The organism is Pseudomonas izuensis, from assembly GCF_009861505.1.
Taxonomy (GTDB): Bacteria; Pseudomonadota; Gammaproteobacteria; order Pseudomonadales; family Pseudomonadaceae; genus Aquipseudomonas; species Aquipseudomonas izuensis.
The window spans coordinates 54,625-66,898 of record NZ_WTFT01000038.1; the positions used below are offsets into that span (position 1 = coordinate 54,625).

The 12,274-nt window shown below is 60.9% G+C and carries 14 protein-coding genes; 10 read left to right on the forward strand and 4 right to left on the reverse strand.

Translation table 11 applies throughout. The features are described 5' to 3' along the window. Positions 1 to 142 precede the first annotated feature (142 nt). Genes cobJ through cobG form a run of 4 tightly spaced genes read right to left on the reverse strand, consistent with a single transcriptional unit; the run spans position 143 to position 4,521 of the window. Entirely contained in the window at positions 143 to 1,849 is a 1,707-nt protein-coding gene (gene cobJ, locus GPL81_RS25670; RefSeq protein ID WP_160108985.1) for a precorrin-3B C(17)-methyltransferase, read from the reverse strand. Next, positions 1,849 to 2,580: a precorrin-2 C(20)-methyltransferase gene (locus tag GPL81_RS25675; RefSeq protein ID WP_160109016.1), complete on the reverse strand. Its 732-nt coding sequence runs from the start codon at positions 2,578 to 2,580 to the stop codon at positions 1,849 to 1,851. Before GPL81_RS25675 ends, cobJ begins: the two co-directional genes overlap by 1 nt. Further along, complete coding sequence (locus GPL81_RS25680; RefSeq protein WP_160108986.1) at positions 2,580 to 3,206, reverse strand: precorrin-8X methylmutase; 627 nt, start codon at positions 3,204 to 3,206, stop codon at positions 2,580 to 2,582. The genes GPL81_RS25675 and GPL81_RS25680 overlap by 1 nt, the downstream gene beginning before the upstream one ends. Continuing rightward, on the reverse strand, positions 3,199 to 4,521 hold the full coding sequence (gene cobG, locus GPL81_RS25685; protein ID WP_160108987.1) for a precorrin-3B synthase: 1,323 nt from the start codon (positions 4,519 to 4,521) through the stop codon (positions 3,199 to 3,201). Before cobG ends, GPL81_RS25680 begins: the two co-directional genes overlap by 8 nt. Positions 4,522 to 4,766: 245 nt before the next feature. On the opposite strand from cobG, the gene GPL81_RS25690 reads away from it, so the two are divergent. From GPL81_RS25690 to GPL81_RS25735, 10 genes are all read left to right on the forward strand, one after another. After that, a complete protein-coding gene (locus GPL81_RS25690) occupies positions 4,767 to 5,420 on the forward strand; it encodes a hypothetical protein (RefSeq protein WP_160108988.1) in 654 nt (217 codons plus the stop codon). 117 nt (positions 5,421 to 5,537) lie between these two features. Continuing rightward, positions 5,538 to 6,749, forward strand: a complete 1,212-nt coding sequence (gene cbiE, locus GPL81_RS25695; protein ID WP_160108989.1) for a precorrin-6y C5,15-methyltransferase (decarboxylating) subunit CbiE — start codon at positions 5,538 to 5,540, stop codon at positions 6,747 to 6,749. After that, positions 6,742 to 7,839, forward strand: coding sequence for a cobalt-precorrin-5B (C(1))-methyltransferase (locus GPL81_RS25700; protein ID WP_160108990.1), 1,098 nt, complete (start codon positions 6,742 to 6,744; stop codon positions 7,837 to 7,839). The genes cbiE and GPL81_RS25700 overlap by 8 nt, the downstream gene beginning before the upstream one ends. Further along, positions 7,836 to 8,564, forward strand: a complete 729-nt coding sequence (locus tag GPL81_RS25705; RefSeq protein WP_160108991.1) for a cobalt-precorrin-6A reductase — start codon at positions 7,836 to 7,838, stop codon at positions 8,562 to 8,564. Before GPL81_RS25700 ends, GPL81_RS25705 begins: the two co-directional genes overlap by 4 nt. 194 nt (positions 8,565 to 8,758) lie before the next feature. Beyond that, positions 8,759 to 9,061, forward strand: coding sequence for a type II toxin-antitoxin system RelE/ParE family toxin (locus GPL81_RS25710; protein WP_160108992.1), 303 nt, complete (start codon positions 8,759 to 8,761; stop codon positions 9,059 to 9,061). 3 nt (positions 9,062 to 9,064) lie between these two features. Continuing rightward, complete coding sequence (locus tag GPL81_RS25715; protein WP_160108993.1) at positions 9,065 to 9,355, forward strand: addiction module antidote protein; 291 nt, start codon at positions 9,065 to 9,067, stop codon at positions 9,353 to 9,355. A 96-nt stretch (positions 9,356 to 9,451) separates the two neighbouring features. Next, complete coding sequence (locus tag GPL81_RS25720; RefSeq protein ID WP_160108994.1) at positions 9,452 to 9,850, forward strand: DUF2946 domain-containing protein; 399 nt, start codon at positions 9,452 to 9,454, stop codon at positions 9,848 to 9,850. Between the two features lie 48 nt (positions 9,851 to 9,898). Further along, complete coding sequence (locus GPL81_RS25725) at positions 9,899 to 10,378, forward strand: copper chaperone PCu(A)C (protein WP_160108995.1); 480 nt, start codon at positions 9,899 to 9,901, stop codon at positions 10,376 to 10,378. A gap of 21 nt (positions 10,379 to 10,399) precedes the next feature. Continuing rightward, the gene (locus GPL81_RS25730) at positions 10,400 to 10,846 is read left to right on the forward strand and encodes a DUF2946 domain-containing protein (RefSeq protein WP_160108996.1); all 447 of its coding nucleotides are present in this window, start codon (positions 10,400 to 10,402) and stop codon (positions 10,844 to 10,846) included. Positions 10,847 to 10,894: 48 nt separating this feature from the next. Further along, the gene (locus tag GPL81_RS25735; protein WP_160108997.1) at positions 10,895 to 12,274 is read left to right on the forward strand and encodes a PepSY-associated TM helix domain-containing protein; all 1,380 of its coding nucleotides are present in this window, start codon (positions 10,895 to 10,897) and stop codon (positions 12,272 to 12,274) included.

The following is a 12,274-nucleotide window of genomic DNA, read 5'->3' on the forward strand; positions in this document are numbered from 1 at the left end:
ACCAACCTAACCCAACTTATTCAGGCCAACAACTTCAACAAAATACAGCATATGTACAACGCCAAACTTATTAACACCAACCAGATCGCCCGATAAGTCGGGTGATCTGGTTTCGTTATAACGATGATTAATACAGGATTTATTACTGGATCGGAGTGAGTTTATCGCCATAGCTGCGCGGCGTGTACACCCACGGACGACCATTCGGGCAAGGAATGACCCGAGTCGTCGAAGACCCAATAAGCACCATGGTCCGCATGTCCACCTGATCGACACTCAGTTCACCCAATGTGGTGACTCGCAAGGTCTGACCCGGGCGACCGATGTCCCGCCCCAGCACCACCGGCGTCTGAGGCTCGCGGTGTCGGGCCACGATGTCCAGCGCCTGCCCGAGTTGCCATGGCCGGGAACGGGAGATCGGGTTGTAGAACGCCAGGGCCAGGTCGGCTTGAGCCGCCAGGTCCAGACGTTTTTCGATGATCGACCAGGGCTTGAGGTTGTCCGACAGTGACAGTACGCAGAAGTCGTGGCCCAACGGCGCACCGGCCTGTGCAGCCGTTGCCAGTGAAGCGGAGACTCCTGGGAGGATTTCCAGATCAACGCTGTGCCACGCCGCATCGGAGGACTCATGAAGTGCTTCAAGCACAGCGGCAGCCATGGCAAAAACGCCGGGATCGCCAGACGATACCACCACCACCGAGCGCCCTTGCGCCGCCAGTTCAAACGCGTGGCGTGCTCGCTGCATTTCCTCGCGGTTGTCGGTGCAATGCAGCACCTGATCGACTCGGAACGGTCCGGCCATGCGCACATAGGTTTCGTAACCCAGCACGTCATTGGCGCGAGCCAGTTCGGCTTTCACCGCCGGCACCATCAGCTCGGCGGCTCCCGGCCCCAGCCCCACCACCGCCAGACGTCCGCGAGGCCGGCCGATTTGCAACGGGTCCAGCGGTTGTTCGGCGACCGCAATGGCAATGGTGCTGTCACCCAGAATAGCTACAGGCTGCTCGATAGCGTTGCGGGCCAGCTCACTAACACCTGCGTCAGGGGCAAATCGCAATGGCACACCCAACTCGAGTGCTGCTTCACGCAACGTCGGGCTGGCCATTTCGGTATCGGCCGCCAACAGGCAAGCCACCGATTGCGCAGCGATCCCGGCCTTTTGCAAAGCCTCGCGGACCCGACTCGGTACATCCACAATGCCGGCATTGACCGCCACCAGCACACACGTTGGATAGATCAGCAATTCGTTGGCCGCCGGCGTGCGTTCGACCGGACTGACATGCACCGCCAGCCGTGCACGGGCATCCTCAGGCAACTGCGCTTGTGCCAGCCAGGGGGCCGATCCTTCGATTCGTACCGTTTCACCGGCCAGCAAGTCGGAGACAAAACGCTTGCCCAGCTCCAGATCACCCAGCGTATAACCGCTGGGTGGATTGAGCAGGCAAGTGCCAAAACGCAGCTCACCGCTGGTGGTAATGGCCGGCGCCACGCTCAACGCTGCGGCGATCTCTCGCGCCATCACGTTCACACCCCCCAGGCCACCGAGTAACGGCACCACCGCACTGCCGTCTTCAGCCACGGCCAACACCGGTGGCTCGGCCCCTTTCTCCAGCAACAGAGGCGCCAACGTACGGATTACGATCCCGGCCGCGCACAGGGCAATAATCGGCGTGTCCTGCTGATAAAGCTCACGCAGGGTCGCGCCGAACTCGTGATAGACACGGTCCACGCCATCAACCCGCCCGGCCAGGCCATGGATCAGGGCTCCGGGGTACAACTGCGCAATGGTGCGTGCGGTGGCGAGGCTGCCATTGCCGAGAATGACAATCGCCGGAACTGGACGGGTCATCAGCCTTGCCACCTCTCGCCGGGAACGATGATCAGCGAGAAGTACGGCGAGGACATCGGTTCGACCTGATCCAGCGGCACGATTTTCTGATTGGCCATGGTCGCGCGCTCGACGTAAAGCGCCCGTTCGGCCAGCCCGAGTTCTTCCAGCACCTGGCGAACCTTGGGAAAGTTGCGCCCCAACTTCATGATCACCGCGGCGTCGGCATCCGCCAGGCGACGCTTGAGTTCCTCGTGTGGCAGCACACCGGACAATACCGACAGGCTCTGATTGCGATACACCAGCGGCGCTCCGAGCACCGAAGCGCCACCGAGCATCGAGCAGACGCCCGGCACGACTTCGGCCTGATAGCGCTCGGCGAGCCGGTCGTGCAGATACATATAGGAACCGTAGAAGAACGGATCACCTTCGCAGATCACTGCCACGTCGCGACCTGCATCCAGATGCACGGCCAGTTGTTCACCGGCGGCATCGTAGAAATCACTGATCACTTGTTCGTAGGACAGCGGTGCAGGCAATGCCTCGGTGGTCACCGGGTAAACCAGCGGCAACAAGGTCTGGGCGTCCTGCAAATGCGCCTCGATGATGCCGAAGGCATTGCCCTTTTTGCCCTTGGCGACGAAGTACGCCACCACCGGCGATTCACGCAATAGACGCAAGGCTTTGACCGTAATAAGTTCCGGGTCACCGGGGCCGACGCCAAGGCCGATCAAACGTCCAGGTTGTTGCATCATTCGATCTCCGTGGCGAGGGCATTGACAGCGGCGGCGGCCATGGCGCTACCGCCCAGGCGACCTTGCATGATGACAAACGGCACGCCGCGACTGTCCGCCGCCAGCGCTGCCTTGGATTCGGCGGCGCCGACGAAACCCACCGGGAAGCCGAGGATCAGCGCCGGTTTCGGTGCGCCGGCATCGAGCATTTCCAGCAAATAGAACAGCGCTGTCGGCGCATTGCCGATCACCACCACACTGCCTTCCAGGTGCGGACGCCACAGCTCCAGCGCGGCAGCGGAGCGAGTGTTGCCCAACTCGCGGGCCAGTGCAGGAACGCTGTCATCACGCAGGGTGCAGATGACCGGATTGTTCGCCGGCAAACGCGCGCGGGTGATGCCTTCGGACACCATCCGCGCGTCGCATAAAATCGGCGCACCGGCCGCCAGCGCATCGCGCCCGGCCTTGCCCGCGCCTTCGGAAAACTGCAATCCGTCGATGGCATCGACCATGCCACAGGCGTGAATCACCCGCACCGCGAGTTTTTCCAGATCGGCCGGGATTCGCGCGAGGTTGGCCTCGGCACGAATGATCGCGAAGGAGTTGCGATAGATCTCCTGACCGTCGCGGATGTAATCAAGCATCAAGGGGGCTCCGTGAGCGGGCGTCGAGCAAGGCCGCGACCGCTTCAATAGTAAGATTGCGAGCGTGCAGCGCACCGAAACCGGGCTGCGCTGCATCGCGAAAATATAGATCGTAGTGACCGGGTGCGACGGCCAGCAACGTGGCGGGCGCGGTATGCGCGGCGGCACAAGAGCGAGGGCAGCCGCTCAGATGCACGCTCGGCGCATGCCCATGGCGTTGCAGCAACGCGGCCAGTTGCAGGGCATCGCCCTTGGTGTCCGCCAGGCTTTTGCCACAGCCGGTTGAGCCGCTGCAAGCGATCATCCGGGTCAACGGCTGGCCGGCTTGGCATGACAGGCCCAATTGCTCCAGACGTCGAATGACTTCAGCGCAGTCTTCATTGCGGACATTCGGCAATAGCAGACTTTGCCATGGCGTGAACCGCAGGCTGGCGTCGCCGAAATCATCGGCCAGTTGTGCAGCGCCCCGAAGCATCGCGGGGTCAAGCCGTCCCAGAGGCGGCACCGCACCCACGTATACAAAGCCAGGCTCAAGCTGGGGATAAGCGCCAATGTGCAGGACACTCGAATTCGGGCTGCGTCGCCAATCGGGCATGACCTCAATGGAGACGCGCTGGGCCAGTCGAGTCAGAAGGTTTTCGATCGAGTGCTCGGCCAACAAATGACGCATCCGTGTTTGCTCGGGACGCGCCCACTCCAGGAACAGCTCAAGCACCGCGATCACCAGGCCATGGCCTTCGCCCAGCGCGACCGAGCCTGCAGGCGCGTCCGTGGGGCAGCCCGCCAGACCGAACGCCAGCCGTTGCTCGCCGTCTCGCTCAAAGGCCGAGAGCCACAGGTCATGGGGATGCTCGAGCATTGCCAAAGCCTCACCGCCATCGAGCTGTACGGCAAATTTGGCGCTGAGGTCGTGGAACCGTTCGTGGCGTTGCACCGTGGCGAGAATCTGTTCTGCCAGCGACCGGGTGTCGAACAGCATCTGCCGATCGATCCCCGCAGCAGGACTGAGCATCAGATTGCGCACATCGTCCCCCGCCGCATGGCTTGGCCCCAATCCGGCGGCCAACAGGCTGTGGATCAATGCCGCCTGCTGGCTGCCGACGCCACGAATCTGCAGGTTGGCGCGGTTGGTCGCCTCGATCACGCCACCGGCATATCGCTCGGCTGCGTCAGCCACGGCAACAGCCTGCCGTGAGCTGATCGAGCCACCGTTGAGTTTGATCCGGCAAATACCGCCGTCCAGTGCCTGGACGATACGCAACAACCCCGGACAGGCCGAAGGGCGTAAAGGGCTGGATGGCTGACGAGAGTCCACAGGATGACCGGTACGATATGAAGGGCTGCATTATGCCTGCTTTGCCCGGCGGGATGAAAAGTCCAGGCAGCTTGACGACGAAAAGCGCTTGTTCCTGCCGTACTGCCAATTGCACGACTCAGTGCACGCGACAAAGGCTAACAGCAAGAATCAATTCATCCGCGCACGCTCATTCAAACCGTACGCCCTCACCTGTACTTTGCACTGGCAAGCCAATCATCACTTCCGATAGCTCAGGTAAAAACATGGACAGAGAAATACCGAATGGAATCTTGACCGGCCCCAACCTGGTTTCCTGCATAGGGGATCTTTCATCGCAGGATTACGACGATCTTGGCCACTGCACACAGATCGCCACGAGGTCTGCCGACATGCTCTGCAGCCGATTCACCGACTCGACAAAGTGGCTGCATGAATATGTTGTCACCCTGGATTTTTTTGGCTGGTCGGTGTTTGAAGATGCCATCACTACCCGCACTCGCCATGCCTTATCGACCAACGTTGCAGAGTTTTTGGTCCAAAGCGCTCAACGTATGCAGGACACCAGACAAGGCAACGCCATGATCGACACGCTCGACGCACTGAAACCCCAAAAGCCGGCGCTTTATTCGCTGGATGAAGAGAGCCTTATGGGACAGCGTTTTCAAGTCATTCCTGCCCGGTACGATTCAAAGGGATTCCTTGAGGTGGCAGTGTTTAATCTTGAGTTGGTGACACGGACGAGAAAAAGCAATTTCCTGTTTCTGGATTGGGAGGATCCGGCCACAACAATCATCCAGCACCGGGCTTTCCTTAAACTGGATAAACGAATATTTGAATCAAGAAGAGCGCTCATCGAGAAAAAGAGGCATGAGATCGCCATGCAGCGATTCGATCTGCGAAAAGAACAGATGGGCTAAATTCCCTGCGACGTTGAAAAGCTTGAAGTACTGTCGGCGCGCTATGATGCGCAACCGCCAGACCGATTCGAAACGGCACGGTGATGATCAGCTTTCGATTGATAGTAGAGGAACAGCATGACCCCCTGGCTGACAGTGGTAGGCATCGGAGAAGAAGGCTTCAAGGGTCTTGGCAAAAACGCCCGACACACTCTGCTGAACGCCTCGCGGATCATTGGCGCACAACGGCAGCTGGATTTGTTGCCTGCCTGCATCCGGGGTGAGCGCCAACTGTGGCCCAGCCCATTCTCCCTTGAGCCGGTATTGGCGCAACGCGGCAAGCCTGTCTGCGTCCTGGCCAGCGGCGATCCGATGTTCTTCGGGGTGGGGGCCAGTCTCGCCCGGCAACTGTCCAGCGATGAAATGCTGATTCTGCCCGCCCCCTCTTCCTGCTCGCTCGCCGCTGCCCGAATGGGTTGGCCTTTGCAAGACGTGGTCACGCTTTCGGTGGTTGCCCGCCCCCTCGCCGCGCTCAGTGCCCAGTTGTTCAGCGGCGTACGCTTGCTGGTGTTGAGTAACGACGGTCACAGCCCTGCCGCCATCGCCGCGCTATTGCGTGAGCGTGGCTTCGGTCCGAGCCGCCTTACCGTGCTGGAGCACCTGGGCGGTGAAGCCGAGCGGCGTATCGATGGCATTGCCAGCGATTGGGCCGATTGCGCCATCGCCGACTTGAACCTGATTGCCATCGACTGCATCGCTGAACCGAATACCCCACGCCTGTCGCGCCTGGCCGGGCTGCCTGATTCGGCGTTCAAGCATGACGGCCAACTGACCAAGCGCGACGTACGCGCGATAACCCTCGCCCGCCTGGCCCCGGTGCCCGGCGAACTGTTGTGGGATGTCGGCGCCGGCAGCGGTTCGATCGGCATCGAATGGATGCGCGCCCATCCGAGTTGCCGGGCGCTGGCCATCGAGGCCGATAACGGACGGCAGCTGTTGATCGAGCACAACCGCGATGCCCTCGGCGTGCCCGGCCTGCAACTGGTTCGCGGCCGTGCCCCGCACGCCCTCGACGGGCTCGAACGTCCGGACGCCATCTTCATCGGTGGCGGTGTCACCCGCGAAGGCGTATTGGACAGCTGCTGGGCCGCCCTCAAACCGGGCGGCCGACTGATCGCCAACGCGGTCACGCTGCAAAGTGAAATGACCCTGATGGCATGGCGTGAACAACATGGCGGGGAACTGACGCGCATCCATATCGCTCAGGCGCAACCGCTGGGCGACTTCGATACCTGGCGCCAGGCATTGCCGATCACCCTGCTGGATATGACGAAACCACTCGATGCGTGACGAAACCGCCGAACAACCCGCGCCACTGCGCAGTGGCTTGACCACGGGCAGCTGCGCCACCGCAACCTGCCTCGCCGCGGCTCGCCTGCTGCTCGCCGGCACCCCGGCGGACGCGGTGCAAATCGTCTTGCCCAAGGGCAAACAGGTGCAGATGCGCCTGGAATTCTGTCGGCTGACGGACGACAGTGCCGAGGCCGGGACGATCAAGGATGCCGGCGACGATCCCGACGTCACCCACGGTGCCCTGCTCTATTCCCAGGTACGCCTGCGCGCCGAGCCGGGCATTGGTTTCAATGCGGGACGCGGCGTCGGCACAGTGACCCGCCCTGGGCTGGTGCTGGGTGTCGGCGAACCGGCGATCAACCCGGTGCCGCGCAAAATGATCACCGATCACCTGACCCAACTCGCCGGCGAACTGGGCTATGGCGGCGGTTTCGAGGTCACGGTCAACGTCGAAAACGGCGAGGCCCTGGCGCTGAAAACCATGAACCCGCGCCTGGGAATTCTCGGTGGTCTGTCGATCCTCGGTACCAGTGGCATTGTCCGCCCGTTCTCCTGCGCGGCCTACATTGCCTCGATCCACCAGGGCATCGATGTGGCGAAGACCAACGGCTACCTGCACATTGCCGCGTGCACCGGCAACGCCAGCGAAGACACCATGCGCCGGGTCTACAACCTGCCGGAAATCGCCTTGATCGAGATGGGCGACTTCGTCGGTGCGGTGCTCAAACACCTGCGCAAGGTGCCGGTGGACAGACTCAGTATTTGTGGCGGCTTCGGCAAGATCAGCAAGCTGGCGGCCGGGCACATGGACCTGCACAGTCGGCATTCGAGCATCGACCTGCCACAACTGGCCGAATGGGCCGCGGCGATCGGCGCCGATACGGCGTTGCAGCAAGGCATCCGCGAGGCCAACACCAGTCAGCAAGCCCTGGCCATGGCCAGCGCCGCCGGCGTTGCTCTCGGTGATGCGGTGTGCCGACATGCCCTGGACTTTGCCCGCGGTGTGGTGCCATCGCAGGTTCAGGTCGAAGTGTTTGCCATCGATCGCCAAGGCGGGATCGTTGGCCATGCCGGAGCTTTTCAATGAAACGCATTCTGTTGCTGGGCGGTGTCACCGAAGCCCTGGCCATCGCCCGCACCCTCGGCCCCGCACACATCTACAGCCTGGCCGGCATTGGTCGGGTGCCAACGGACCTGACCTGCCAGGTTCGCGTCGGCGGCTATGGCGGTGCCGAGGGTCTGGCGCAGTTCATCCGCGATGAACGGATTGACCTGCTGCTGGATGCCACGCATCCCTACGCGGCCAAAATCAGCCATAACGCCGCCAGCGCTGCACACCTGAGTGGTATTCCCTGCTGGGCACTGCGACGTCCGGCGTGGAAGCCACAGGCCGGGGACGACTGGCGCGAAGTGAGCGATTGGGCAGAACTGATCGAAGCCCTGAAGCCTTTTCGACGACCGCTGTTCACCCTGGGCCGCGAGCCCTTGCAGCACTTGGACGAAATCCCCGAGGAACAATTCTGGACCTTGCGCGCACTGGACGTGTATCCGGGCAATGAGCGCTGCGAAGTGATCGGCGCACGTGGACCGTTCCTGATCGACGATGAGCGTGAGTTGTTCGAGCGTCGGCAGATCGACGTGCTGATCAGCAAGAACAGCGGCAGCACCGCGACCGAGCCGAAGCTGGAAGTGGCGCGCGAGCGTCGGGTGCCGGTGTTGGTGTTGAAGCGGCCGGCGTTGCCGGGGGTTGAGCGGGAGTTTGGGTCAGTCGCGCAATTACTGGAAGCCCTGCCTATGTCAGACAATTCCTAAAACCCGCAGAAACCAGCGAATTTGCTGACACCTTTTCAGGAAGGCGCTGGCTGTATTTCTCAATACCTTCAGCTCTATATTCCCCTTCCTCTCATTCGATCAAGTACACAGACCTGCCATTGAAGGGGACGGCTAGCTTCATCCCTCAGAACAGGCTTCTTGCCAACCTGTATCCCAAGGAATACGATCCTGACATGATCGACTTCGAACGATCCCGTGCATTTGCCGACTGGCTCAACTCCTTGAAAGACACCATCGGCAAGGCTCGCATCATCGCCAGACTCAGGGCTGCCGAACATGGAAATTTTGGTGATTGCTTGCCAGTAGGGGCGACAGTTTATGAAATGCGCGTTCATCATGGTCCCGGCTACAGGATGTACTTCACACGCCGGGACGAGGTGGTTTATCTGTTACTGGTAGGCGGTGACAAGTCGACTCAAAAACGCGATATCAAACGCGCCATTCAAATGGCGCAAAACATCGGAAATGAGGAGTGAATCATGACCGAACAATTCGCCCGCTTCGATGCCGCTGAGTTCCTTAAATCTCCGGAAGAAATGGCCGCATATCTGGATGCCTGTTTTGAAGAAGATGCCGGTGACGGCGTTCTGATACGCGCCGCACTCAACGACATAGCCCGCGCACAGGGCATGACACAAGTAGCCCGTGATGCCGGTGTAGGTCGTGAGAGTTTGTACAAAGCGCTGAGCAGCACTGGCAATCCGGAATTCGCGACTATCATGAAGGTTATGAAAGCCTTGGGTATGCGCTTGCATGCTGTTGCTATCTGATGCGCTGCGACACCAAACCGCACGCCGCTTTTTTACTTATCGGCATTGATCAGGCTAAATAGCCGCGCCTGATCGCCCACCCAATGGATCTGTCCCATGTCCCGACAACGGCTCGCAATTGCCTGGATAGCCTGCTTCGCAGTGCTGTTCAACCTGCTCGCCATGCCGATGTCCGGAGCGATGGCGCAGTCGGCGAAGTTGCCTGCCGAGCAGTTGTTGTGGGGCAGTTTCTGTTCGGCCAGCGGCACCAGGATGGTGGCGATTTCCCTCGGTGACATCGAGCGCAAAGCCCCGCAAAGCGACGATCATTCCAACATGCAGCATTGCTGGTGTTGCTCCGGCTCGGCGCCGGTGGTGGCGTTGCCGGGGCACGTGCCCCAGTTGTATTTCGCGCAATTCGAATCCAATCGAAGCCTGCCGGCTACCTCTCTCAGTACACCGACACCGCGCCAGCAATGGCCGAGCCTCAATCCCCGCGCGTCCCCTCTGGTGTGATTCCATCTCGCAATTGAACTGCGTCCTGAATCGTTCTGGAGAACCACCATGTTGAACAAACTCATCGTTGTGGCAGCGTTGCTGCTGCCTGCCTGCTTTGCAAATGCCCACGAATACAAGGTCGGGGAGCTGGAAATCGCTCATCCCTGGTCACAGGAGTTGCCGCCGAACGCGCCAAACGTCGCTGCCTATTTCGTGATCAACAACGAAGGCAAATCAGCTGACCGGTTGCTCAGTGTCGACTCGCCCATTGCAGGCGAAGCGCAACTGCACGAGCACGTGATGCAAAACGATGTGATGAAAATGCAGCACGTCCCGAGCGTGGAAGTCCCCGCAGGCGGCGAAGTCACGTTTGCACCCATGGCCTACCACGTGATGCTGCTGAACCTGAAAGACCGCAGTCTGCTGAGCGACGGCAAGCGCTTCCCGATGACCCTGCACTTCGAGAAATCCGGTGACGTGACGGTCGAAGTGGCGGTGCAGAAGCAGGCGCCTGAAGACGGGCAAAAGCACGCGCACGCCCAATAACCGCTTGAGCTGAAAACGCCCATGCGCCCGTTTAGCGCCAGGCGATCCAGACCCCGTCGTCAGCCATCGAGCCTGACACGCGGCAGCTGGATCAGCCTGTTCGCCATGTTGATGATCTTTATCGGCCCGCTGGTTTCCCAGTCGATGCCGATGGACTCGCACGCGTCCATGGGCGTGAGCATGTCGATGGGCCTGACCATGGACAGGCCGGCGATGAACCATACCGGGCACGGTGCGCAACCGGGCGCAGAACACAGCCCGCTCCCTTCGGGGCATCATGCGCTGTGGGAAAAATGCGGCTATTGCAGCCTGTTGTTCAATTGCCCGGCACTCACCGGTGGTGTGTCACTTACCGCGTCAAACACCCCGCCCGCCAGTACTTTCACCTCCCCTTCCCCGCGCCTGGGCCATGCCCGGCAGACCTTTTTCCCCGGTGCCCGCACCCGCGCCCCGCCCATCATCGCGTAAACCCGCAAACCCATAACTAAAAGATCCGAGCCACGCGGAGCACACGTGATGAAACAGCCCAAAGTGAACTTCTACAACCTGGCATGGCGCTGGCATTTCTATGCCGGATTGTTCGTTGCGCCATTCATGGTGATGCTGGCCCTGACCGGCACCATCTACCTGTTCAAGCCACAACTCGACTCGCTGATGTACAGCAGTTTGCTCAACGTCCCTGCCGGCCATCACACCATCCCGGCCGACAACCTGCTCAACCGGGTGAAAGAAGCCTACCCACAAGCCACGATCAAACAATATCTGCCACCGGTGAACGCCGAACGCAGTGCCCAGTTTGTTGTGCTCGACAGCGGCAAAGAACTGAACGTATTCGTCGATCCGTACCACGGCGACATCCTCGGCGAGCAAGACGCCAAGAAAAACCTGCAAGCCATCGCCCGGGCGATTCACGGCGAACTGATGATTGGCACCGTGGGCGACCGGCTGGTGGAATTGGCCGCCGGCTGGGGCGTGGTGCTGGTGGTGTCCGGGGTATTCCTGTGGTGGCCGCGGGGTCAGGCTGCCGGCATTCTGTGGCCACGCCTGAGTAGTCGCGGCCGAGTGCTGTGGCGCGACCTGCATGCCGTCACCGGGTTCTGGGGCGCCTCGCTTCTGCTGGTGATGCTGCTCAGCGGCATGACCTGGACCGGTTTCTGGGGCCAGCAATACGCAGCGGTGTGGAACGTCTTCCCGGCAGCGATGTGGGACAACGTGCCCAAATCCGAAGTCGAAGCGCGCAGCCTCAACGAGGCTCATCGCCAAACCGTGCCATGGGCCATGGAAAACACGCCGATGCCAATGTCCGGTGACCACGCCGAACACATGGCCCACGACGGCGCTCACGCCGGCCCCGCCGCACCGACCATCAGCCTGCAAGATGTGCAAAACATCGCGGCGCAAAGCAAGGTCGAGCCCGGTTACAGCATCACACTGCCGAAGTCCGCGACCGGCGTGTTCACCGTCTCGGTATTCGCCGACGATCCGCGCAACGACGCGACCCTGCATGTCGATCAATACAGTGGCAAAGTCCTGGCCGATGTGCGCTTCGAGCACTACGGCACCGTCGCCCGCGCCACGGAAATCGGCGTGATGCTGCATGAAGGCAAAATGTTCGGTGTGTTCAATCAGATCGTCGTGCTGCTGATCTGCCTGATGATCTTGCTCAGCGCTGTCAGCGGTGTGGTGATCTGGTGGAAACGGCGCCCGCAAGGCAAGTTCGGCGTGCCGCCGCTGCGCCACGACCTGCCAAAGTGGAAAACCGCGATGGTTATCATGTTTGCCCTGGCGGTGGCGTTCCCGTTGGTGGGGGCTTCACTGGTGGCGGTCTGGCTGCTCGACAAGCTACTGCTGTCGCGCTTGATCCGACAAACTGAAAGCGCCTCAACTTCATCATGA